The sequence below is a fragment of the Paracoccus angustae genome, assembly GCF_042648745.1.
Taxonomy (GTDB): domain Bacteria; phylum Pseudomonadota; class Alphaproteobacteria; order Rhodobacterales; family Rhodobacteraceae; genus Paracoccus; species Paracoccus angustae.
On the sequence record NZ_JBHRXY010000003.1, the window covers coordinates 24,102 to 46,698 of the forward strand.

Here is a 22,597-nt window from a genome sequence, read left to right on the forward strand (position 1 = left end):
ATCCTCCATACACGCGCGGGCGGCGAAAAAGTTGCATGGGCAATCGCCGCGGAGCGCGCTAGACGAGGGCCATGAGCGCCCCCGCCCCCACCCTGTCCCCCGACCAGGCCGACGCCTGGGACGCCCTGGCCGAGACGTTCGGCGCCGCCGGCATCGACCTGATCGCCAAGGAGGTGCGGCCCCCGCAGCCCGGCAAGGGCCGGGTGATGGCGGTGATCGGCAAGGCCGGATCGGGCAAGACGCTGCTGTTGTCGCAGATCACCAAGGCCCTGCGCGGCGCGGGGGTCGAGGTGGTCAGCGGCGACTACGAGGGCCGCCGCCGCAAGGACCGGCGCAGCGTGGCGATCCTGGCGCCCACCAACAAGGCGGCCTTCGTGCTGCGGATGCGCGGCGTGCCCGCGACGACGATCCACCGGATCCTCTATACCCCCGTTTACGATCCCGAATACGAAAAGCTGGCCGAATGGCTGAGCGGCACCGGCGACCGGCCCGCGGTCGAGGGGATGACCGACGCCGCGCTGGACCGGGCCAAGGCCTTTTTCGACCAGAACGCCTCGATTCCCGGCGCGCTGGCCGCGGCGGGCCTGCGCGGGTCGGATTTCATCCGCGGCTGGAAACGGCGCGAGGATGCGCTGGATGTGGGGCTGATCGACGAAGCATCCATGCTGGACGAAAAACAGTTCGAGGATCTGCGCGAGATCTTCCCGATCCTGGTCCTGTTCGGCGACCCCGCACAGCTTGCCCCCGTGGGCCAGTCGGGGGAGATGGTCTTCGACAAGCTGGCCCCGTCGCAGCGGCTGATCCTGAACCGCATCCACCGGCAGGCCGACGACAGTCCGATCCTGGATCTGGCCCACGCCCTGTCCGACGAGGCGCTGTCCTTCGAAGGCTTCGAAAGCATGATCCGCGCGGCCGCCCGGCGCGACGACCGCGTGGTCTGGGCCGAGCGCGTGGAAAGCGACCTGATGGCGCGCAGCCCGGTGCTGGTTTGGCGCAACGCCACGCGCATCCGGCTGATCCATGCCTTCCGCAGCGCCTTCGGAGCGCCGGGCGACGCCCTGCTGCCGGGCGAGCCGTTGATCTGCGACGGTCTGGAACTGCCGCTGAAGCACCGCAAGAAACGCATCGACCTGGAAGCGCGGGGGCTGATCAAGGGCGCTCAGGTGGTTTATCTGGGTCCGGGCCGCAAGCCCGGCTTTTCGCGCCTCCATGTGATCGGGGCCGAGGATCCGCGCCTGTCCGCCGCCAGCATCGTCAAGATCGAACTGCCGGACGAAGACGAACCCTTCATCCCCTTTGCCGCGCGCATGGGCGCGACCTTTCTGCACGGCGCGGCGGTGACGATCCACAAGTCGCAAGGTTCGCAATGGCCCGCGGTCCAGGTCTTCGGTCCCGACATCAGCGCCGCCGCCTGGTCCAACCGCAGCGAGGCGGGCATCCCCTTGTGGAAGCGCCTGGCCTATGTCGCCATCACCCGCGCGCAGGAACGGCTGTTCTGGGTGACGAAGGCGCGGCTGGCGCGCCCCGCGATGCCGCTGGGAACGGACGACCTGGATGCCCCGGCTGCGGTTCTGGCCCTGGCGTCCGAGGAAGAATAGCGTCCCGCGGCAGCCAAAGGCGCTCCGCCTCCCGCTCGGGCCTGCCGGCCCCTTCCTTGCTGAAAAAGGTCCGCCGGACCTTTTCCGGGCGTTCGGAAGCCCCAGGAGTGCTTGGGCAAATCCGAAGGGATCAGCGCGCGGCCTTGCGGTGGTCCAGGCGTTCGATGGCCAGGCGCAGCGCCTCGACCAGGGCCTCCTTGGGGATGCCGGTCTCGCGGGACAGGCGCATGATGCCGAAATGGACCCGGGCCAGTTCCTGGTAATAGCGCGCGAAGGTATAGTTGATCGAGGCGCCCACCACGGCGCCGAAGATCGGCGCGGCCTGCGCGGCCAGCTTCTGTCCCATCGACACCGACAGGCGCGGCGCCACGCGGCTGATCAGCCCCTGCACCGTTTGTCCCGTCACCGACATGCGCGCGGCCAGCAGGCCCAGGTCGGTCGTGTCATCCTCGGCCATTGGACCCGCGGCGGCGAAGATGCGCAGGCATTCCATGCGCACTTCCTCGCTGTCGGGGTCCAGGCCGTGTTCCACCGCGATGTCCAGCATGGCCCGCAGCAGCAGCGTGATCGTGAAGGGCAGCTCGATCATGGCGCCCGCAAAGCCGCCCACGCCCCCCGCCGCCCCGCTGACCGTCGAGGCCATGCGGTTGAACCAGTCGCCCCGGTCGCGCACCATCCGCCGCGAGGTGGTCGCCGCCGCGAAGGCCCGGTTCAACGCCGCGCGGGTGATGCGGTCCATGCGGTTGCGCACGAAGCCCGGCAGCTTTTCGATCAGTCCCTCGGCGCTGTTGCCGACAACCGACATGATCTCCATCCCCAGGCCGCCGGCATCCAGGTATCGCCGCGCCAGACGGTCGATCTGCGCATGGACCGAAGGGTCATTGATCGGCGGAAGCACCAGTTGCGGATTGGTCGCCATCGGTATCCTCTTGTGGGTGGTCGACCGTGACACAGGCCGACAGGGCATTGGTCCCGCGCGACATTTCCGCCCTGCCGTCCAGCACGCCGGGCGAGGTTTCGCGCGTCACCGCTCCCGCCACATCAACCCAGGCACCGGGACGAAGTTCCAGCCCCAGCACTCGGTCGGGGTTCGTGGGCGGCGGCATCACCACGCGGTCTAGCTTGGCGAACCCGAAGCGGCCGTAATAGGGGGCGTCCCCCACCAGCAGCACCCTGCCCCATCCCAGCTTGCGGGCCCGCGCCAGGCTGTCGCGCATCAGCAAGCCGCCAAGCCCCTCGCCCTGGGCGGTCGGATGAACCGCGATCGGTCCCAGCAGCAGCACCGGCCTGCCCGCCACGCGGACCGGCCAGAAGCGGATCGCGGCCAGCAGGATCCCGTCCGCGCGCAGCACAAGGCACAGGTCGGCCACCTTGGGCACCCCGTCGCGCAGGCGATAGGACGACAGCGCGGTCCGCCCGGGCGCGAAGCACAGGTCATAGAGCGCCTCGACCTCGGGTTCGTCGGCGGGCGTTTCGGGGCAGATCTCGTACATCGCGCCTCCTGTCGGATCTTCGCGGCCCTTAGCATGGGCTTGCCGGTGATGAAACATGCCACCGGGACATTGCGGCACGGTGTCAGGGATGGCAGGTTGGCCCGGCGCAAACAGGAGGCCCGCGATGTTCTACCGCCCCGAGTCCGGCCACGGGCTGCCCCACAACCCCTTCAACGCCCTTGTCGCCCCCCGCCCGATCGGCTGGATTTCCACGCGCGGATCGGCGGGCGACAACCTGGCGCCCTATTCCTTTTTCAACGCGGTGGCGTACGTCCCGCCGCAGGTGATGTTCGCCTCGACCAGCGCCAAGTCCGACCGCAACGGCACAAAGGACAGCGTGGCCCAGATCATCGAAAGCGGGGTCTTCTGCGTCAACATCGCCACGGGCGACCTGCGCGACCAGGTGAACGCCAGTTCGGCCCCCCTGCCCGCCGGCACCAACGAATTCCAGGCCGCTGGGATCGGGGCCGCGGAATGCGCAACCATTGCCTGCCCCCGTGTGGCCGGTGCCGCCGCGGCGCTGGAATGCCGGATGACCCGGATCCTGCCGCTTGCGGGCGAGGCGAATTATGTCGTCTTCGGGGTGGTGACGGGCGTGCATATCCGCGACGACTGCTTGGTGGACGGCCGCTTCGACCCGCGCGCGGCGGGCGGCTGGATTGCGCGGCTCGGCTACAAGGATTATGCGGCCGTCACCGAGTTGTTCCAGATGGACCGCCCTGCATGAGCATGAACGTCAAGGATTATATCCGCACCATTGCCGATTTCCCGCACGAGGGGATCCTGTTCCGCGACGTGACCACCCTGTTCGCGGATGCACGCGGCTTCCGCATCGCGGTTGATCAGTTGCTGGCCCCCTATGCGGGCGCGCGGATCGACAAGGTGGTGGGGCTGGAGGCGCGCGGCTTCATCCTGGGCGGCGCGGTGGCGCACCAGCTTTCCACCGGCTTTGTGCCGATCCGCAAGAAGGGCAAGCTGCCGGGCGCGGTGATTTCCCAGGCCTATCAGCTGGAATACGGCGAGGCCGTGGTCGAGGTCCATGACGACGCCTTGAAGCCGGGCGAACGCGTGCTGATCGTGGACGACCTGCTGGCCACCGGCGGCACGGCGGCGGCGGGAATCACGCTGTGCGAGCGGCTTGGGGCGAAGGTGGTGGGCTGCGCTTTCGTGATCGACCTGCCGGATCTGGGCGGCCGGAGGGTGCTTGAGGGATTGGGCCATGAGGTTCATGCGCTGACGGCGTTTGAAGGAGAATAAGGGCAGGCAGACGACTGCCCGCGGAAAGCCTTTATGCCCGCGCAGAAAACGACGGCAGGGACGCGACTTTCCTCAGTTGTCCAACATGCCGGCAATGGCGATCAATAGCGCCGACAACGCTGCGCAAAGCCCCGCCTGAACATTCAGATCAAGCGCCAGCACGTTAAGCTTGTCGGCGAAAATGGCAGCATTCGGATCCACGGCAAGCTTTGCATTGGAAGCGGACATCCACCAAAGGAGTCCCGACACAAGTGCCGCAAGTGCGCCCGCGAAGTTCAGGCATTTCGATAAGACCTTCACAACAATGCCCATTTGAAAAAATATCCGTTGGTGAAACGTTACTCTGGCGGTTGGTGCGTCACAAGTTCGAAGGAAAGCAGCTCATACCAGGATCACCCCCGGATTCATGATCCCCGCCGGGTCCAGCGCGTCCTTGATCGCCCGCATCGCCGCCAGCCGCGCGGGATCGCCCCATTCCGCCAGTTCCGCCACCTTCAACCGCCCGACCCCGTGTTCGGCGGAAAACGACCCGCCGCGGGCCAAGACCATCTCGTGCACCGCGCGCGACAGGCCCTTGCGGATGTTGTCATAGGCATCGCGGGTCTTGCCCTCTGCCGGGAACAGGTTGAAGTGCAGGTTGCCGTCGCCCAGGTGGCCGAAGCAGTTGATGCGCAGGTCGGCCATGCCCGACAGCATGGCGCTGCAATCGCGGATGAAGCCGGCGATTTCCGACAAGGGCAGGCTGATGTCGTGGCTGGCGATAGCGCCGATGTGGCGGTTGCCTTCGGGGATCGTCTCGCGGATTGCCCACAGGTCTGCGGCCTGCTGGCCGGATCGGGCGATCACGCCGTCGCTGGCCAGCCCGGTTTCGGCGGCCTCGGTGAACAGGCCTTCAAGCGCGTCATCCGCCGACAGGCCGGATGGCAGGCCGACCTCGATCAGGGCCAGCCAGTCGGGGCGGTCGGCGAAGGGCTGGCGCAGGTCGGGGAAGGCCGCGTCCAGGAAGCGCAGCCCCTGCCCCGAGATCAGCTCGAACGCGGTCACGCCCCCCGCCATCCGGGCCTGGGCCAGGGACAGCAGGGTCAGCGCGGCCTCGGGCGATTCGACCACCAGCATCGCCACGCCGACTTCGGGCGGGACCGGGGCCAGCACCAGCGACGCGGCGGTGATGATGCCCAGCGTGCCCTCGGCCCCGATCAGCAGGTCGCGGATGTCGTAGCCGGTGTTGTCCTTGCGCAACCGCTTGAGGTCGCGCATCACCTGGCCCTGCGGCAGGACCGCCTCGATCCCCAGGCAGAGGGCGCGGGCATTGCCATAGCGCAGCACGTTCACGCCGCCCGCATTTGTGGCAAGCACCCCCCCGACCTGCGCCGTCCCGCCCGAGGCCAGCGCCAGCGGGAACTGCCGCCCGGCCTTGGCCGCAGCCTCGCGGACCTGTTGCAGGGTCGCGCCCGCCTCGGCCACGATCACGCCTTCCTCGGGATAGACCGCGCGGATCCGGTTCATGCGCTCCAGCGACAGCAGCAAGGGCACCGTGCCGTCGGGCATGACCTGGCCGCCCACCAGGCCGGTGCCGCCGCCGCGCGGGACGATGGGCACGCCCGCGCGGGCGCAGGCGCTGACGATGGCGGCCGCCTCCTCGACCGTGCGGGGGGCGGCGACCAGCCCGGCCCGGCCCTTGTAGCGCCCGCGCGGTTCCTCCAGATAGGCGGGACCGATGTCGCGCAGCACGCCTTCGGGCAGAAGGGGGACAAGGGCGTCGGTGGCGTCGTTCAGCATGGTGTTGTCCTATCGCGCGTCCGAGCGGCCGCGCCGGTCGCCGCGCAGGTTCGCGTAAAGCACATGGTTCCGCCAGCGCCCGTCGATCTGAAGATAGCTTTGCGCGACGCCTTCATACTTGAAGCCCGACTTTTCCAGAACGCCGCGCGAGGCGGCGTTTTCCGGCAGGCATGCGGCCTCGACGCGGCTCAGATCCATGGCGGTGAACGCATGGTGGACCAGGATGCCGATGGCTTCGCGCATGTATCCCTGCCGCGCGTGCGGCTGGCCGATCCAGTAGCCGATGGTGCCAGACTGCGCGGGGCCGCGGCGGATGTTGTCCAGCGTGATCGCGCCCAGCAGGATGCCGTCGCGGCGCACCAGGAACAAGGGCAGCGCCGTGCCGCCCCGGCTGGCGCGGGCGGCCCAGTAGACGCGGTTCACGAAGCTTTTCCGGGTCAGGTGGTCGGGCGACCAGACGGGTTCCCAGGGTGTCAGGAAATCCCGGCTGGACTGGCGCAGCGACACCCAGGCGTGGAAATCCGCATGGGACGGCAAGCGCAGCACGATCCGTTCGGTTTCCAACCTGACGGGACGGCCGCGCAGGAACATCAGGCGGCAAGCCTTTCGGCCAGGGCGTCCAAGGCGGGCGCGGCCTTGACGGGACCGTAAAGCGCCAGGGCCGGGCGGGCCTGCCCGATCAGGCTCTCGGCATGGGCGCGCACCTCGGCCACGGTGACGGCGGCGATGCGGTCCGCGACCTCGGCGGCATCCGGCACGCGACCCCAGATCGCCAGGGTCCGCGCCATGCGCTCGGCCTGGGCCGAGGGGCTTTCCAGCGACATCAGCAGGCTGGCGCGCAACTGCGCCTTGGCCCGGGCGACCTCGGCCTCGGACATGTCGGCGGCGGCACGCTTCATCTCGTCGATGGTCAGGGTCGAGAGATCGGCCAGATCCTCGGCCCCCGTCCCGGCATAGATGGTCAGCATCCCGGTGTCGTCGTGAAAGCCCGACTGCGCGAAGATCGTGTAGCACAGCCCCCGTTCCTCGCGGATTTTCTGGAACAGGCGCGAGGACATGCCCCCGCCCAGGGCCGACGAGAAAATCTGCGCGGCATAGAAATCGGGCGCCAGATAGCCCGGGCCTTCCAGCGCCAGGGCGAAATGGGCCTGTTCCAGCCGCTTGACCTTGCGGGTTTCCAGGCCCTGCCAGCGGGCGGCCTCGCGCGGGGCCTGCGTGATCGGCGCAAGGTGGCCGAAGGCGCGTTCGGCCAGCCGCACAATGCGGTCGTGATCGACCGCCCCGGCCGCGGCCACGATCATCTGGCCGGGGCCGTAGTTTTCCGCGACGAACCCCGCCAAGTCGGCGCGGCCGAAGCGGCTGACGCGTTCGGCGGGGCCAAGGATGGTGCGGCCCATCGGCTGGTTGGGATAAGCGGCCTCTTGCAGCCAATCGAAGATGATGTCGTCGGGCGTGTCCATCGACTGCCCGATCTCTTGCAGGATCACGCCGCGCTCGACCTCGATCTCGCGTTCGTCGAACACCGGGTTCAGCACGATGTCGGACATCACGTCGAAGGCCAGATCGACGTCATCCTCCAGCACGCGGACGTAATAGGCCGTCGCATCGCGCGAGGTATAGGCATTGATATAGCCGCCCACGTCCTCGATCGCCTCGGCGATTTGCAGGGCGGTGCGGGTCGCGGTGCCCTTGAAGGCCATGTGTTCCAGAAAATGGGCGATGCCGTTCTGTTCGGGACGTTCGTTGCGCCCCCCCGCATTGACCCAGATGCCGAGGGCGGTGGAATGCAGCCCCGGCATCAGGCGCGTGGCGACGCGCAATCCGTTGGGCAGGGTCGTGACGTGCAGGTTGGGGTCTTGGTTCACTGGGTTCTCCGGTCAAGGATCAGCGATTTAAGCGCCTGCACGTCGTTTTCAACCCGCGTCACCCGTTCGGGCAGGTCAAACAGGGTTTGCATATGCGGCGGCAGCGGGGGGCGGACACCGATGGCGGCCTCCACGGCGTCGGGGAACTTGGCCGGATGGGCGGTGGCCAGCGTCACCATGGGCACGCCCGGCTCGACGTGCTGGCGCGCGACGGCCACGCCCACGGCGCTGTGGGGGCAAAGGATTTCCCCGGTTTCCGCGCGGATGGTGCGGATCATCGCCAGCGTTTCGTCCTCGGACACGCGGCCCGACAGGTATTGCTCGCGCAGGGCTTGCAGCGCGCCCTGGCTGATGGCGAAGCCGCCCCCGCGCAGTTCGTCCATCAGTTGCGCGATCGCCGCGGTGTCGCCGCCATAGGCCCCATACAGCGCCCGTTCGAAGTTGGAGCTGACCTGGATGTCCATGGACGGGCTGATCGAGGGTTCCACCGTGCCCACCCGGTATTCGCCCGTGGCCAGCGCGCGGTGCAGGATGTCGTTCTGGTTCGTCGCCACGATCAGGCGGCGGATCGGCAGGCCCATGGCGCGGGCGACGCTTCCCGCGAAGATGTCGCCGAAATTGCCGGTGGGAACGGTGAAATCCGTGTCCCGCATTCCCAGGCTGGCGGTCGCGGTGAAGTAATAAACGATCTGCGCCACCACGCGCGCCCAGTTGATGCTGTTGACGCCCGCAAGCCCCACCCCGTCGCGGAAGGTGTGGTCGTTGAACAGATCCTTCAGCCGCGCCTGGCAGTCGTCGAAATGCCCCGTCACGGCAAGCGCATGGACGTTCGCCGCGTCGGGCGTGGTCATCTGGCGGCGCTGCACCTCGCTGACGCGGCCATGGGGGAACATGATGAACACGTCCACGTTGTCGATGCCCTTGAAGGCCTCGATGGCCGCCGATCCCGTGTCGCCCGAGGTCGCGCCGACAATGGTGATCCGCTGCCCCGACCGCTTCAGCGCGATCTGAAACAGTTGCGCGATGAGCTGCATCGCGAAGTCCTTGAAGGCCAGGGTCGGGCCGTGGAACAGCTCCAGCAGGTGGTGGCCGGGGGCAAGCTGGCGCAGCGGCGCCTTGGCGGCGTGTTCGATCCGCGCATAAGCGCGGTCGATGGCGCCGCGCAGTTCGGCGTCGCTGAAGCTGTCGCCGGTGAAGGGGCGGATGACGCGGAAGGCCACTTCCTCGTAAGGCAGGCCGTCCAGGTCGTTCAGGCCGCCGAATGCCGGGATCGTCTCGGGCAGATACAGGCCGCCGTCTCGGGCCAGGCCCGAAAGCATCGCCCCTTCGAAGTTCAGAACCGGGGCCTTTCCCCGCGTCGAGACGTAGCGCATTCCTGTCCCCTCAGTATTTCCGCTGCCTGATACGCCAGATCAGGGCGACTGTCATCCCTGCCCAGGTTGCCGCGATCAGGAACCATTGCACGGCATAGGACAGGTGGTTGTTGGGGATTCCCTCGACGGCGACGGGGATCGGCTCGACCCCCTGGGCGTCGCCCTCGACGAAGCTGGCGACGACCAGAACGGGTTCGGTGTCCAGCGCGGCAGCCATGGCGGGAACGTCGCGGGCGAACCAGATGTTTTCGTCCAGGTTCGGCTCGGGCGTGGCGCTGCCCTTTTCATCGGGCCAGTGCAGGTTGCCGCGCACCGTCAGGCGCGTGGGGCCGCGTTCGGCATGGCGCAGTTCCTGCGGCACGAAGCCCCGGTCCACCAGGATCGCGCGCCCGTCGTCGGTGATGAAGCGCGAGACGATCTGATAACCGCCGCCCCGTTCCTTGGTGCCGGACAGCACGTCGATCTCGGCCCCCGTGGTGGTGCCGCTGACGGTCACGGGCAGGTATTTCATCGAGGGATCGACGGCGGCGGGCAAGGGCACGGGTTCGGCTTCGATGCTGGCCTGGATCCGGGCCAGCATGTCTTCCTTCCATTCCATCCGGCGCAACTGCCACAGGCCAAGCTGGACCAGAATGGCGCAGCCGACGATGCCGAGGATCAGGGGAAACAGGATGCGGCGCATGAAGGGTCAGCCAGTCGCAAAGAAAAACGCGCGGGGGTCCGTCCCCGCGCGTCGCGTTTCGGATCGGGCGGGGATCAGCTGCCCCAGATATAGACCACGGCGAACAGGAACAGCCAGACCACGTCGACGAAGTGCCAGTACCAGGCGGCGGCCTCGAAGCCGATGTGCTTTTCCTGGCTCATCTGGCCGTTCAGCATCCGCAGCAGGCAGACGGCCAGGAAGATCGTCCCGATGACCACGTGCACGCCGTGAAACCCCGTCGCCAGATAAAAGGCGCTCGCGTAGGAGGTGTCGGCCAGGCCAAAGGCCGCGTGGCTGTACTCGTAGGCTTGCAGGAACGTGAAGACGACACCCAGGATCACCGCGACGATCAGGCCGTTGATGGTGGTCTTGCGGTCGTTTTCATGAACCAGCGCGTGGTGCGCCCAGGTCACGGCCACGCCCGACAGCAGCAGGATCAGCGTGTTGATGAAGGGCAGGTGCCAGGGATCGAAGGTCACAATGCCTTCGGGCGGCCAGACGCCGTCCTTGATCGGGCTTTCCGGCCCCATCGGATACATCGCGTTCTTGATGAAGTTCCAGAACCACGCCGTGAAGAACATCAGTTCCGAGATGATGAACAGGATGAAGCCGTATTGCAGGCCGATCCGCACGACCGGGGTGTGATCGCCCGCCTGGCTTTCGCGCACCACGTCGGCCCACCAGCTGTACATCACGTACAGCACGCCGACAAAGCCGATCAGGAACAGCCAGGGACCGCTGACCGGAATGCCCAGCAGGCTCACGTCGCCCGCATGCATCCAGCCGACGGCGCCATAAAGCATCAGGAAGGCCGAGATCGCTGCGACAAAGGGCCAGATCGACGGCGGAAGGATATGGTAATCGTGGTTCTTTGCGTGCGCCATGAGCTGTCCCCGTCGGCTCCTCGTGTGTTCAGTTGACGTTATCGGCCGAGGCGGCGTCAAGCACCGCCTGCTTCGGCTCGGACCGGTGGAAGGTGTAGGACAGGGTGATGTCCCTGACCCAGGACGCGTCGCGGTCGCCCACAAGTTCGGGATCGACAAAGAAGCTGACCGGCATCTCGATCCGCTCGCCGGGCTGCAAGACCTGCTCGGTGAAGCAGAAGCATTCGATCTTGCTGAAATAATAGCCCGCCACTTCCGGCGCGACGTTGTAGCTGGCGGTGCCGGTCACGGCCACGTCCGAATTGTTGATCGCCTCGTAGAAGGCCAGTCCGTTCTCGCCGATCTTCAGTTCCATGCTGGTCTGCATGGGCCGGAAGGTCCAGTCGAGGTTCGGATCCACGTTGGCGTCGAAGCGGACCCGGATCACCTCGTCCAGAACCGTATCGGACAAGGCCTGCGACACCTGCGTGGTGCCGCCATAGCCGGTGACGCGGCAGAACCAGTCGTAAAAGGGGACGGCGGCCCAGGCCAGAGCGCCCATGGTCAGGACGACGCCCACCAGGACGGCGACGGTTTTCGTCTCGGGGGACATGCGGCTCATTCGCGCGCTCCTTCGACCGGCAGTTCGGACACGCGCGGCTGGTGGTCGAAGGCCTCCATCATGTCGCCCTGCTGGACCTTGACCACGGTCAGGCCGAAAACCAGCGCGATAAAGGCCACCAGCACGACGGCCAGGCCGACATTGCGCGACTTGCGGCGGCGGTGGATCTCATGCTCGGCGTTTAGCGGCATCACCACGCCCCCACCCAGTTCTGGACCAGCAAAGCAACGAAATGCAGGAACAGATAGTTCAAGGACAGCTTGAAGACGCGCTTTTCGACGGCATAGCCGTCGGCGATGGCCGCATCCTCGGTCCGGCGCAGGATCTGCCAGCCGCCGTGGATGAACAGCGCGTTCAGAACGATGGACGCCGCCAGATAGACCGGCCCGCCAACCGGGGTCAGCCCCAGCCAGACCGCGAAGGGCGCCAGCACCAGCGTATAGGCGAAGATGTGGCGGCGGGTGGCCGGGCGGCCATGGGTGACGGTCAGCATCGGCACCTTGGCCTCGTGGTAATCCGACTTCATGAACAGCGCGAGCGCCCAGAAATGCGGCGGCGTCCAGAAGAAGATCAGCGCGAACATCAGCAGCGATTCAAGGCTGATCCCGCCCGTCGCGCAGGCCCAGCCGATCATCGGCGGAAAGGCCCCCGCCGCGCCGCCGATCACGATGTTCTGCGGCGTCCAGCGTTTCAACCAGATGGTGTAGACCACGGCATAGAAAAAGATGGTGAAGGCCAGAAAGCCCGCCGCGAACCAGTTCGCCGCCAACCCCAGCATCATCACCGAAAAGCCCGCCAGGATCACGCCAAGCGCCAGGGCCGAGCCGCCCTCAATCCGGCCTGCCGGGATCGGGCGGTTCTGCGTGCGCCGCATCACCGCGTCGATGTCGGCGTCATACCACATGTTCAGCGCGCCCGAGGCCCCGCCGCCAAGCGCGATGAACAGGACCGAGCAGAAGGCGATAAAGGGATGCACGTCCGCCGGCGCGACCCACAGCCCCACAAAGGCCGTGAAAACGACAAGCGACATCACCCGCGGCTTCAGCAGCGCGACGAAATCGCGGAACTCTGCCTCGGGGGCGCCTTCGTATGCGTTGATGTCGGTCATGTCGTCCGTCTGGCTGTGTCGCTGGGTCCGGCCGCCGGTCAGTCGGCCTTGGCCACCTGAACGCCGGTCGCGGCCGGCGCGGCGGCGGTCTCTGCGGCCCCCTCCAGGGTGCCGCCCTGTTCGGCCACCCAGGCGGCATAAACCTCGGGGCTGACCGCCTTCACGACGATGGGCATATAGGCGTGGTTGATGCCGCAAAGCTCGCTGCACTGGCCGAAATAGACGCCTTCCTGTTCGACGTTGAACCAGGCCTGCGCGATCCGGCCGGGAACCGCGTCCTGTTTCACGGCAAAGGCCGGGATCGTCCAGCTGTGGATCACGTCGTTGGCGGTCACCTGCAACAGCACGGTCTGGCCGACCGGCACCACAACGGCGTTGTCGGTGGCCAGCAGATACTCATCCTCGGCATAGCCGTTCGCGGCCAGTTCTTCCTTCGTCAGCATGATCGCGTCAAAGCTGAGGCCGTTTTCCGGGTATTCGTAGGACCAGTACCACTGGTTGCCGATGGCCTTGATGACCACGTCGGGATCGGCGGGCATTTCCTGGCTGCGAAACAGCGCGGGCAGCGAAAAGGCGCCGATGGTCACCAGGATCAGCACCGGCACCAAGGTCCAGCCGATCTCCAGCGGGGTGTTGTGCGTGAACTTGGCCGGAACCGGGTTCGAGCGGCTGTTGTAGCGCAGGATCACGGCCAGCAGCAGCAGGCAGACGAAGACCGTGATAACGGTGATGATGATCAGCACGAAATGGTCCAGCCACTGCTGGTCCCGCGCCAGTTCCGTCGCGGCGGGCTGGAAGTTCACGCCCCTGGGTTCCGGCTTGCCGATCGTGGGAAGCTCGCCCAGAACGTCCTGCGCCCAGGCAGTGCTGGCTATCATTCCCGCTGTCGCAAGCCCGGAACCTGCCGCGACCCCCCGGCGAATCATCGCTATTGCCATCATTCCATCCCGTTATCCTGGTGCGGCCGCGCGACCGCAGGCCCCCCAAGGCGGGCCTTTTCCTTTAACAATCTCCGTTCTATGACCATATCTCGATCCCACGGGCAAGTGATACATAAGCCCGCCTGCGCAAAATCCCGGCATCGCGCCGCTTTCGGAAGATGACCCCCGCCCATGAGCCGCACCCCCTTCGACCCTTTCGCCACCCACCTGGACCGCGACCGCGCGCTGGCCGTCCTGCGCGAGGCCACCGCGGGCGCCGAGGACGGCGAGCTGTTCCTGGAACGCTCGGTTTCGGAATCGCTGGTTTTCGACGACGGGCGGCTGCGCAATTCCGGCTATACGGCCGAACAGGGTTTCGGCCTGCGCGCCGTCCGGGGCGAGGTCACGGGATACGCCCATTCGACCGAGATTTCGGAACCCGCCCTGCGCCGCGCGGCCGAAACCGCCCGCCTGGCCGTGGGCGCGGGCGGCGGCATCCTGGCCCCTGCCGCGCCCTTGCAGGTCCGGCCGCTCTACATGGCGGCCGACCCGGCCGAGGGCATCCCCTTCGCCGCCCGGATCGAGTTGCTGCGCCAGATCGACGATTACGCCCGTTCGCGCGATCCGCGCGTGGTGCAGGTCACGGTGTCGCTGGCCTCGTCCTTGCAGGAGATCGCGATCCTGCGCCCCGAGGGCGGCCTTGCCACCGACATCCGCCCCATGGCGCGGCTGAACGTCGGCGTGATCGTGGAAAACAACGACCGGCGCGAATCCGGCGGTCACGGCGGCGGCGGGCGCGTGTCCCTGGCCGGGCTGATGGACCCCGCGCATTGGCGGCCTGCGGTGGACGAGGCCCTGCGCATCGCCCTTGTCAACCTGCGCTCGGTCCCCGCCCCGGCTGGCGTGATGGACGTGGTGCTTGGCCCGGGCTGGCCCGGCATCCTTCTGCACGAGGCCGTGGGCCACGGGTTGGAAGGCGACTTCAACCGCAAAAAGGCCTCGGCCTTTGCCGGGCTGATGGGCCGGCGGGTCGCGGCGCCGGGCGTCACCGTTGTCGACGACGGCACCATCCCCGACCGGCGCGGCAGCATCGGCGTCGATGACGAGGGGATGCCCCCCGCCCGCAACGTGCTGATCGAGGACGGGATCCTCGTGGGCTACATGCAGGACCGCCAGAACGCCCGGCTGATGGGGGTGGAGCCGACCGGAAACGGGCGGCGCCAAGGCTTCGCCCATGCGCCGATGCCGCGCATGACCAACACCTACATGCCCGGCGGAAACGCCGACCCGGCGGCGATCCTGGCGGATCTGAAGAACGGCATCTATGCCGTGGGCTTCGGCGGCGGCCAGGTGGACATCACCAACGGCAAGTTCGTGTTTTCCTGCACCGAGGCTTACCGCGTCCAGAACGGCGTGGTCGGAGACCCGATCCGGGGGGCCACGCTGATCGGTGACGGCGCGACGGCGCTGCAACAGATCCGCGCCATCGGCAACGACATGGCGCTCGACCCCGGGATCGGCAACTGCGGCAAGCAGGGTCAGTGGGTGCCGGTCGGCGTGGGCCAGCCGACGCTGCTGATCGGCGGGCTGACGGTCGGCGGCTCGGCCGCCTGACAGGCCGCTAACCAGTTGTTAACGTCTTTCGGTCTAGGCTGATTCCAGGATGAGTCGGAGGCAGCATGGATACCGGGCATCTCCCTTTCGAAAGACCCAGAAGCCTCACGACGGCGGCGGACGATGACCTGTCCGTCCTCCGGCTCATCCGCTCTCGCCGGGTCGGACCGGCGACCTTTCACCGGCTGGTCGCCGAACACGGCAGCGCGCGCGCCGCGCTGGCGGTTCTGCCCGCCATTGCGGCGGCGGCGGGCATCGCCGATTACGAAGCCTGTCCCGAAGGCGTGGCGGCGGCGGAACTGGCGGCGGGCCGCAAGGCCGGCGCCCGGCTGATCCGCTGCGATTCGCCGCTTTATCCCTCTGCCCTGAAGGACATCGACGGCGCCCCCCCGATCCTGTGGGTGCGGGGCGATCCGGCCTGGCTGTCCAGGAACCCCGTTGCCGTCATCGGCGCGCGCAACGCGTCCTCGCTGGGCCTGCGCATGGCGCGCGGCATGGCGGCGGGACTGGGCGAGGCCGGGCACACGGTGGTCGCGGGACTGGCGCGCGGCATCGACACCGCCGCCCACAACGCGGCCCTGCCGACCGGCACAGTTGCCGTGATGGCGGGCGGGGTCGATGTCGTCTATCCGGCGGAAAACGTCATCCTGGCCGCGCAGATCGCGGAAAAAGGCGCGCTCGTGTCTGAACAGCCGCCCGGGACCGAGCCGCAGGCCCGGCATTTCCCGACCCGCAACCGCATCGTGTCCGGCCTGTCGCTGGCCGTCGTGGTGATCGAGGCCGCGCATCGGTCGGGAACGCTGATCACCGCCAAGAACGCGCTGGATCAGGGGCGCGAGGTGATGGCCGTGCCGGGCCACCCCATGGATGCCCGCGCCTCGGGCTGCAACCAGCTGATCCGCGACGGCGCGCTTCTGGTGCGCGGCTCTGCCGATGTCAGCGCGGCGCTTGGCCGCGAGGCGGACCCCCTGGACACGGCCGCGGCGCCGCCCGTCCCCCTTGCCCGCCCCCGCCCCCAACCGGTCGAGGCGGGCGAAATCGAGGCGCGGATCCTGTCGCGCCTCGGTCCTTCGCCTTCGGATGAAAACGACGTGATCCGCGACCTGGGCCTGCCCGCCGCCGCGGCAAGCGCGGCGATCCTGTCGCTGGAACTGCAAGGCCGGCTGCTGCGCGTCCCGGGCGGGCGGCTGGCGCTTGGCTGAGGGCCGCACCCGCGCCGGATGATTTCGCCCGGTTGACACCGGCCAGCGCCCGACCCATGTTCCCGGCCCATCGCAAAGGTGCGCCTCGAGGTTTAGAATGCCCGTCGTCGTTGTTGAATCCCCGGCCAAGGCCAAGACCATCGAGAAGTACCTCGGCGGCGATTACCGCGTTCTGGCAAGCTTCGGCCATGTCCGCGACCTGCCCCCCAAGGACGGCAGCGTCGATCCGAACGACGGCTTCGCCATGAAATGGGAGGTCGCGGCCGACAGCAGGAAGCACCTCAAGGCCATCAAGGACGCCTTGAAGGACGACCAGAACCTGATCCTCGCCACCGACCCCGACCGCGAGGGCGAGGCGATCTCCTGGCACCTGCTGGAGGCGCTGTCCCCTGCCCTGAAAAAGGGCGCGGCGGTCAACCGCGTCACCTTCAACGCCATCACCAAGGCCGCCGTGAGCGAGGCCATGGCGAACCCGCGCCAGATCGACCAGCCGCTTGTGGACGCCTATCTGGCGCGGCGCGCCCTGGATTACCTGGTGGGCTTCAACCTGTCCCCGGTGCTGTGGCGCAAGCTGCCGGGCGCCAAGTCGGCGGGCCGGGTGCAGTCGGTCTGCCTGCGCCTGATCGTGGACCGGGAAATGGAGATCGAGGCCTTCAAGCCCCGCGAATACTGGTCGGTCCATGCCCGCCTGGCCACGCCGGACGGCGCGGAATACGACGCAGCCCTGGTTTCGCTGGCCGGGTCCAAGCTGGACCGTTTCGATCTGCCCGACGCCGAAAGGGCCGCGATGGCGGTCAGCGCGGTGGCCAGCCGCGATCTGCGTGTGGCCAGCGTTTCCGCCAAGCCCGCGACGCGGAACCCCTGGCCGCCCTTCATGACCTCGACCCTGCAACAGGAAGCCAGCCGCAAGCTGGGCATGGGCGCCAAGGCCTGCATGTCGGCGGCGCAGCGCCTGTACGAGGCCGGGCTGATCACCTACATGCGGACCGACGGCATCGACATGGCGCCCGAGGCGGTTCATGCCGCGCGCGACGCGATCCGCGCCAAGTTCGGCGACAATTACGTCCCGAAAAGCCCGCGCATGTACAAGAACAAGGCCAAGAACGCCCAGGAAGCGCACGAATGCATCCGCCCCACCGACATGATGCTGTCGCCCGACCGGCTGAAAGTCACGGCGGAGGATCAGCGCAAGCTTTATGACCTGATCTGGAAGCGCACCATCGCCAGCCAGATGGAAGCCGCCCGCATGGAGCGCACCACGGTCGAGATCGCCAGCCCCGACAACCAGGTCGGCCTGCGCGCGACCGGGCAGGTGATGCTGTTTGACGGTTTCCTGCGCGTCTACGACCAGGGCCGCGACGACGAGGATGGCGAGGACAGCGCCCGCCTGCCCCCGATCAAGGAAGGCGAGGCCGCGAAGCTGGTCGCCAAGGCCTTCGACACGGAATTCGCCAAGGCCCGCGAAAAGGACGATCCGGTCCCCGCGGCACCCTCGGGCCAGCGCGCCGCCCCGGGCCTTTTGCTGAATGACAGCGCCGCCGTTGCCGCGCGCCAGCACTTCACCCAGCCACCCCCGCGCTATACCGAGGCGACCCTGGTCAAGCGGATGGAGGAGCTGGGCATCGGCCGCCCTTCGACCTATGCCAGCATCGTGACCACGATCCAGGACCGCGAATATGTCCGCAAGGACAAGAACCGCCTGATCCCCGAGGACAAGGGGCGCCTTGTCACGATCTTCCTGACGAAATACTTCCCGCGCTATGTCAGCTATGACTTCACGGCGGACCTGGAAAACGAACTGGACGAGATCAGCGCGGGCGATCTGGTCTGGCGCGAGGTTCTGGCGCGATTCTGGAAGGATTTCTCAAGGGCGCTCGAGGGCACTTCGGAACTGCGCATCACCGAGGTTCTGGACGCCATCGACGACGCGCTGGCCCCGCATCTTTATCCCCCGCGCGCCGACGGCGGCGATCCGCGCGAATGCCCGCTTTGCGGCAAGGGGCGGCTGAACCTCAAGACCGCGCGATCGGGCGGGGCCTTTATCGGCTGTTCCAACTATCCCGAATGCCGCTACACGCGCCCGATTTCCGCGCCCGACGGCGAGGAAGCCGTGGGCGACCGCATCCTGGGCCATGACAATGGCGAGCCGATCAGCCTCAAGACCGGGCGCTTCGGACCCTATGTCCAGCGGGGAGAGGCTTCCGAGGACAATCCCAAGCCGCCGCGGTCGTCCATCCCCAAGGGCTGGAACCCGGCCACGCTGGATCTGGACCGCGCGGTGCAGCTTTTGTCGCTGCCGCGCCCCATCGGCAACCATCCCGAGGACGGCGAACTGATCGAGGCCGGGATCGGCCGCTTCGGCCCCTATGTGAAGCACGGGTCGAAATACGCCAACCTGCCCGACGTGGACGAGGTCTTCACCATCGGCATGAACCGCGCGGTCGAGGTGCTGGCCGCCAAGCAGACCCGTGGCCGGGCAGCCGCTGCGGCCCCCCTGCGCGAGCTGGGCGACCACCCCGACGGCGGCGCGATCCAGGTGATGAGCGGGCGCTATGGCCCTTATGTGAAGTGGGGCAAGGTGAACGCCACCCTGCCTCGCGATGTCGCGCCCGAGGATCTGACGGTCGAGCATGCGCTTGAGCTGATCGCCGCGAAGGCCGGGAAATCGCCTGCCGGGAAGAAGGCCGCGTCCAAGGTCAAGGCGGCCCCGAAAAAGCCAGCGGCGAAGAAGGCGCCGGCCAGGAAGGCCGCGACGAAAGCGGCCAAGGGCTAGACCTCGGCCGCGACGCCCGCCGCTTCCGCCAGGAACCGCTGGCGGACCGCCGCAGCGTGGGGGTTCGCGCGCAGGATCGTTGCCAGCAGTTCGGGCGAATCGTCCTGGACCATGGCGGCGGCGGCGGCCAGCAGCGTGAAGCTGGGGGTTGCCAGCCGCTGGGGCAGCGGACCAAGCCGGGACAGGCTGCGCGCGATCAGATGGGTCAGCCCCTGGACCACCGCCATGTCGCGGTCGTGCTGGTCGGGGGTGGTGGGAATCACCTGCAAGCCCCGCGCGCGCAGGAACGCCGCCAGCAGCCGGTGCGCCCGGCCGCGCAGCGGGCTCCAGGCGATGCCGTGGCCTTCAAGACCGCCCGCCGCGCTGGCGGGGCCGAACAGCGGATGGCTGGCGACGATCTCCACGTGATCCGGCAGCAGATCCAGCATCAGCCGCGCCGGTTCCACCTTGACCGAGGCCACGTCGATCACCACGGCACCCGCCCGCAGATGCGGAGCGATGGCGCGCAAGACGCCTTCGAGATGCGGCAAGGGCACGGCCAGCACCACGATGTCGGCGCGCGCGGCGCGGGCCGCATCGACCATCGGCAGGTCGTTCGACCGCGCGGCGGGATCGCAGACCGACAGCGGCAGATGCGGACGCAGATGGCGGGCGGCCAGCCGGCCAAAGGCGCCGAAGCCGATGACGGACAGGGTTTGGGGACGCATGAAACGGACCTTCCGGGGCTTGCGCAAGGCCGTTGTCCTGATTTCCGCCAACCGCACCCCGCGCGGTTGACATGACGCTGCCCCCGCTATGTCAGCGGGCGGTAATAGGTGGCATTGGCAGCGTTGCGGGATCTCATACCCGCTTGTTGACGGCAGGCGGCACGGAAGTCAACCATGCTGCACCGCCGCATTGACTCGGCCCCACGCGCAAGCGACAAATCCCGAGCGGTCATTTTGGGGAGGGACGATGAGAAAGGTTTACGCGACGGCAAGCGAGGCGTTGGAGGGGTTGCTGCACGACGGGATGTTCATCGCGGCGGGGGGCTTTGGCCTCTGCGGCATCCCCGAGCTGCTGATCGCGGCCATCCGCGACGCGGGCACCAAGGATTTGACGGTGGCGTCCAACAACTGCGGCGTCGATGATTTCGGCCTGGGGATCCTGCTGCAAACGCGCCAGATCAAAAAGATGATCTCCTCCTATGTGGGCGAGAACGCCGAGTTCATGCGCCAGTATCTGTCGGGCGAACTGGAGCTGGAGTTCAACCCCCAGGGCACGCTGGCCGAGCGGATGCGGGCGGGCGGCTGCGGCATCCCGGGCTTCTACACCAAGACCGGGGTGGGCACCGTCATCGCCGAGGGCAAGGAGGTCAAGAGCTTCGACGGCCAGGACTACATCCTGGAGCGCGGCATCGTGGCCGACCTGTCCATCGTCAAGGCCTGGAAGGCCGACGACACCGGCAACCTGGTGTTCCGCAAGACCGCGCGCAACTTCAACCCGCCCGCCGCCATGTGCGGCAAGGTCTGCGTGGCCGAGGTCGAGGAGATCGTTCCGCGCGGCTCGCTGGACCCCGACCATATCCACCTGCCCGGCATCTATGTGCACCGCATCGTGCAGGGGCAGCACGAGAAGCGCATCGAACAGCGCACCGTGCGCAAGAGGGAGACCGCGTGATGGCCCAAGACGTGAAAGGCTGGGATCGCAACCAGATGGCCGCGCGGGCGGCGCAGGAGCTGGAAGACGGCATGTACGTGAACCTGGGCATCGGCATTCCGACGCTGGTGGCCAACTACGTGGGCGACAAGGACATCACCCTGCAATCCGAGAACGGGATGCTGGGGATGGGTCCCTTCCCTTATGAGGGCGAGGAGGACCCGGATCTCATCAACGCGGGCAAGCAGACCATCACGGAACTGAACCGCACCGCCTATTTCGACAGCGCCACCAGCTTCGGCATGATCCGGGGCGGCAAGATCGCCGCCGCGATCCTGGGCGCCATGGAGGTGGCCGAGAACGGCGATCTGGCCAACTGGATGATCCCGGGCAAGCTGGTCAAGGGCATGGGCGGGGCGATGGACCTGGTTGCCGGCGTGGGCCGGGTGATCGTGGTCATGGACCACACCAACAAGGCGGGCGAATCGAAGGTCTTGCGCGAATGCACCCTGCCCTTGACCGGCAAGGGCGTTGTGGACCGCATCATCACCAACCTGGGCGTGCTGGACGTGGTGGAAGGCGGGCTGAAGATTGTCGAGACGGCCGAAGGCGTCACCGAGGAGGAGTTGCGGGCCGCGACCGAGGCAACCATCGTCGATTGAGCCGTCGGGTCCGGGGGACATGGTGGCGGGGGGCCTTGCCCCCCGTCGCCGTTCCGGCGACTCCCCCCAGGATATTTGGACAAAGGCGAAGGGCCAGGGCATGACCGCAGATCAGATCGCAGCATCGTTCACCCGCGCCGACGGAACGTTTCTGTGCGCCCGCTGGGGACGGCCCGTGGCGCCGGTGATCTTTGGTCTGGCCGACGAAAGCCTGGACATCTTCCGCGGCGCGATCCGGGCGGGCTTTGCCCATGCCCGCCACCCGCTGACGCAGACCGACCCGGACATGGGCGCGAACCTGATGCTGTTCTTCGTGCGCGACTGGCCGGAACTGGTTGGGATTCCGGACCTGGACCGGCTGACCGACGCGCCCGGCCTGCCGGACCGGCTGGCTCGTGCCGATGCCGATCAATACCGCATGTTCCGGTTCGACGCCAATGGCGGCATCCGCGCCTGCCTGGGCTTTGTGCGCATGGAGGGCCGGTTGGCCGACAGCCATCCCGCGCGACTGGCCGAGGCGCTGTTCATGCGCTGCGCCCTGACATTCGCGCAGGATGTGGCGCCGTCGCCCGGCACGGCGGCGCTGATCCGGGCGGCTTATGATCCGGTCCTGCCGGTGGCGGCCGCCGATCCGGCCCATGCGCTGCGGCTTGCGGCCCGGATGGGGGACGCATGACACATCGGCTTTCGGTTCGCGTTTACTACGAGGACACCGACCTTGCCGGGATCGTTTATTACGCGAATTACCTGAAATTCATCGAGCGCGGCCGGTCGGAATGGCTGCGGGCGCTTGGCATCGACCAGGCGGCCCTGAAGGCCGGCAGCGGCCATGTCTTTGCCGTCCGCCGCGTCGAGGCGGATTACCTGCGGCCCGCCCGCTTCGACGACCTGCTGTCGGTCGAGACCGCCCCGGCGCAGATCACCGCCGCGCGGATCGTGGTGGACCAGACCGTGCGGCGCGACGACGCGGTGCTGTTTGCGGCGCGCGTGACGCTGGCCTGCCTGGACGGCGCGGGCCGGGCGGCGCGGCTGCCCGCGGCCCTTGCCGCCATTCTGTCACACCGCCCGGATATTGCTGAAAAGTGACGCCATTGTGTTGCGGCAAGGGGCTGCAACCTTTGCTAGGA

General features: G+C 67.7%; 23 protein-coding genes and 1 pseudogene. 10 read left to right on the top strand and 14 right to left on the bottom strand.

Annotated features, from left to right (window positions below; all coding sequences use genetic code 11):
• Positions 1-71: 71 nt before the first annotated feature.
• Positions 72-1,598, top strand: coding sequence for an ATP-dependent DNA helicase (locus tag ACFOM8_RS05660; RefSeq protein WP_377760129.1), 1,527 nt, complete (start codon positions 72-74; stop codon positions 1,596-1,598).
• A 130-nt stretch (positions 1,599-1,728) separates the two neighbouring features.
• Here ACFOM8_RS05660 and ACFOM8_RS05665 read toward each other — a convergent pair whose 3' ends face one another.
• Positions 1,729-2,517, bottom strand: coding sequence for an EcsC family protein (locus ACFOM8_RS05665; protein WP_377760131.1), 789 nt, complete (start codon positions 2,515-2,517; stop codon positions 1,729-1,731).
• 97 nt (positions 2,518-2,614) lie between these two features.
• Positions 2,615-3,091: pseudogene (locus tag ACFOM8_RS05670) on the bottom strand (GNAT family N-acetyltransferase); the annotation flags it as partial.
• Between the two features lie 124 nt (positions 3,092-3,215).
• Here ACFOM8_RS05670 and ACFOM8_RS05675 point away from each other — a divergent pair.
• Entirely contained in the window at positions 3,216-3,818 is a 603-nt protein-coding gene (locus ACFOM8_RS05675; RefSeq protein ID WP_377760133.1) for a flavin reductase family protein, read from the top strand.
• Positions 3,815-4,348, top strand: coding sequence for an adenine phosphoribosyltransferase (locus ACFOM8_RS05680; protein WP_377760135.1), 534 nt, complete (start codon positions 3,815-3,817; stop codon positions 4,346-4,348). Before ACFOM8_RS05675 ends, ACFOM8_RS05680 begins: the two co-directional genes overlap by 4 nt.
• Before the next feature lie 72 nt (positions 4,349-4,420).
• On the opposite strand, the gene ACFOM8_RS05685 is transcribed toward ACFOM8_RS05680, so the two are convergent.
• The 11 genes from ACFOM8_RS05685 to coxB form a co-directional block, all read right to left on the bottom strand.
• The gene (locus ACFOM8_RS05685; protein WP_377760137.1) at positions 4,421-4,660 is read right to left on the bottom strand and encodes a hypothetical protein; all 240 of its coding nucleotides are present in this window, start codon (positions 4,658-4,660) and stop codon (positions 4,421-4,423) included.
• A gap of 69 nt (positions 4,661-4,729) precedes the next feature.
• Positions 4,730-6,127, bottom strand: a complete 1,398-nt coding sequence (locus tag ACFOM8_RS05690; protein ID WP_377760138.1) for an FAD-binding oxidoreductase — start codon at positions 6,125-6,127, stop codon at positions 4,730-4,732.
• A gap of 9 nt (positions 6,128-6,136) precedes the next feature.
• Complete coding sequence (locus ACFOM8_RS05695) at positions 6,137-6,718, bottom strand: GNAT family N-acetyltransferase (protein WP_377760140.1); 582 nt, start codon at positions 6,716-6,718, stop codon at positions 6,137-6,139.
• The gene (locus ACFOM8_RS05700; protein WP_377760142.1) at positions 6,718-7,992 is read right to left on the bottom strand and encodes a M16 family metallopeptidase; all 1,275 of its coding nucleotides are present in this window, start codon (positions 7,990-7,992) and stop codon (positions 6,718-6,720) included. Before ACFOM8_RS05700 ends, ACFOM8_RS05695 begins: the two co-directional genes overlap by 1 nt.
• Positions 7,989-9,365 carry a threonine synthase gene (gene thrC, locus ACFOM8_RS05705; protein ID WP_377760144.1) on the bottom strand — a complete coding sequence of 459 codons (1,377 nt, stop codon included), beginning with the start codon at positions 9,363-9,365 and terminating at the stop codon, positions 7,989-7,991. The genes ACFOM8_RS05700 and thrC overlap by 4 nt, the downstream gene beginning before the upstream one ends.
• Before the next feature lie 10 nt (positions 9,366-9,375).
• Positions 9,376-10,047, bottom strand: coding sequence for an SURF1 family protein (locus tag ACFOM8_RS05710; protein WP_377760146.1), 672 nt, complete (start codon positions 10,045-10,047; stop codon positions 9,376-9,378).
• A 74-nt stretch (positions 10,048-10,121) separates the two neighbouring features.
• A complete protein-coding gene (locus ACFOM8_RS05715) occupies positions 10,122-10,952 on the bottom strand; it encodes a cytochrome c oxidase subunit 3 (protein WP_377760148.1) in 831 nt (276 codons plus the stop codon).
• A gap of 28 nt (positions 10,953-10,980) precedes the next feature.
• Positions 10,981-11,553 carry a cytochrome c oxidase assembly protein gene (locus ACFOM8_RS05720; protein ID WP_377760150.1) on the bottom strand — a complete coding sequence of 191 codons (573 nt, stop codon included), beginning with the start codon at positions 11,551-11,553 and terminating at the stop codon, positions 10,981-10,983.
• Complete coding sequence (locus ACFOM8_RS05725) at positions 11,550-11,744, bottom strand: hypothetical protein (protein ID WP_377760606.1); 195 nt, start codon at positions 11,742-11,744, stop codon at positions 11,550-11,552. The genes ACFOM8_RS05720 and ACFOM8_RS05725 overlap by 4 nt, the downstream gene beginning before the upstream one ends.
• Entirely contained in the window at positions 11,744-12,661 is a 918-nt protein-coding gene (gene cyoE, locus ACFOM8_RS05730; RefSeq protein WP_377760151.1) for a heme o synthase, read from the bottom strand. The genes ACFOM8_RS05725 and cyoE overlap by 1 nt, the downstream gene beginning before the upstream one ends.
• 38 nt (positions 12,662-12,699) lie before the next feature.
• A complete protein-coding gene (gene coxB, locus ACFOM8_RS05735) occupies positions 12,700-13,602 on the bottom strand; it encodes a cytochrome c oxidase subunit II (RefSeq protein ID WP_377760153.1) in 903 nt (300 codons plus the stop codon).
• 171 nt (positions 13,603-13,773) lie between these two features.
• On the opposite strand from coxB, the gene tldD reads away from it, so the two are divergent.
• The 3 genes from tldD to topA all read left to right on the top strand — a co-directional run bounded on the left by tldD (position 13,774) and on the right by topA (position 19,170).
• Entirely contained in the window at positions 13,774-15,195 is a 1,422-nt protein-coding gene (gene tldD / locus ACFOM8_RS05740; RefSeq protein ID WP_377760155.1) for a metalloprotease TldD, read from the top strand.
• Between the two features lie 65 nt (positions 15,196-15,260).
• Positions 15,261-16,397, top strand: a complete 1,137-nt coding sequence (gene dprA / locus ACFOM8_RS05745) for a DNA-processing protein DprA (RefSeq protein WP_377760157.1) — start codon at positions 15,261-15,263, stop codon at positions 16,395-16,397.
• A gap of 97 nt (positions 16,398-16,494) precedes the next feature.
• Positions 16,495-19,170 (top strand): type I DNA topoisomerase, encoded by a 2,676-nt coding sequence (gene topA, locus ACFOM8_RS05750; protein WP_377760159.1) that lies wholly within the window; start codon positions 16,495-16,497, stop codon positions 19,168-19,170.
• Here the strand turns inward: topA and ACFOM8_RS05755 are convergent.
• Positions 19,167-19,877, bottom strand: a complete 711-nt coding sequence (locus ACFOM8_RS05755; RefSeq protein ID WP_377760161.1) for a prephenate dehydrogenase/arogenate dehydrogenase family protein — start codon at positions 19,875-19,877, stop codon at positions 19,167-19,169. The two genes, topA and ACFOM8_RS05755, sit on opposite strands and share 4 nt — an antisense overlap.
• A 247-nt stretch (positions 19,878-20,124) precedes the next feature.
• Between ACFOM8_RS05755 and ACFOM8_RS05760 the strand changes: the two genes are divergently transcribed.
• From ACFOM8_RS05760 to ybgC, 4 genes are all read left to right on the top strand, one after another.
• Complete coding sequence (locus tag ACFOM8_RS05760; protein ID WP_377760162.1) at positions 20,125-20,829, top strand: CoA transferase subunit A; 705 nt, start codon at positions 20,125-20,127, stop codon at positions 20,827-20,829.
• Complete coding sequence (locus tag ACFOM8_RS05765; protein ID WP_377760163.1) at positions 20,829-21,470, top strand: CoA transferase subunit B; 642 nt, start codon at positions 20,829-20,831, stop codon at positions 21,468-21,470. The genes ACFOM8_RS05760 and ACFOM8_RS05765 overlap by 1 nt, the downstream gene beginning before the upstream one ends.
• A gap of 100 nt (positions 21,471-21,570) precedes the next feature.
• Entirely contained in the window at positions 21,571-22,146 is a 576-nt protein-coding gene (locus ACFOM8_RS05770) for a hypothetical protein (RefSeq protein ID WP_377760165.1), read from the top strand.
• On the top strand, positions 22,143-22,556 hold the full coding sequence (gene ybgC / locus ACFOM8_RS05775; protein ID WP_377760167.1) for a tol-pal system-associated acyl-CoA thioesterase: 414 nt from the start codon (positions 22,143-22,145) through the stop codon (positions 22,554-22,556). Before ACFOM8_RS05770 ends, ybgC begins: the two co-directional genes overlap by 4 nt.
• Positions 22,557-22,597 lie beyond the last annotated feature (41 nt).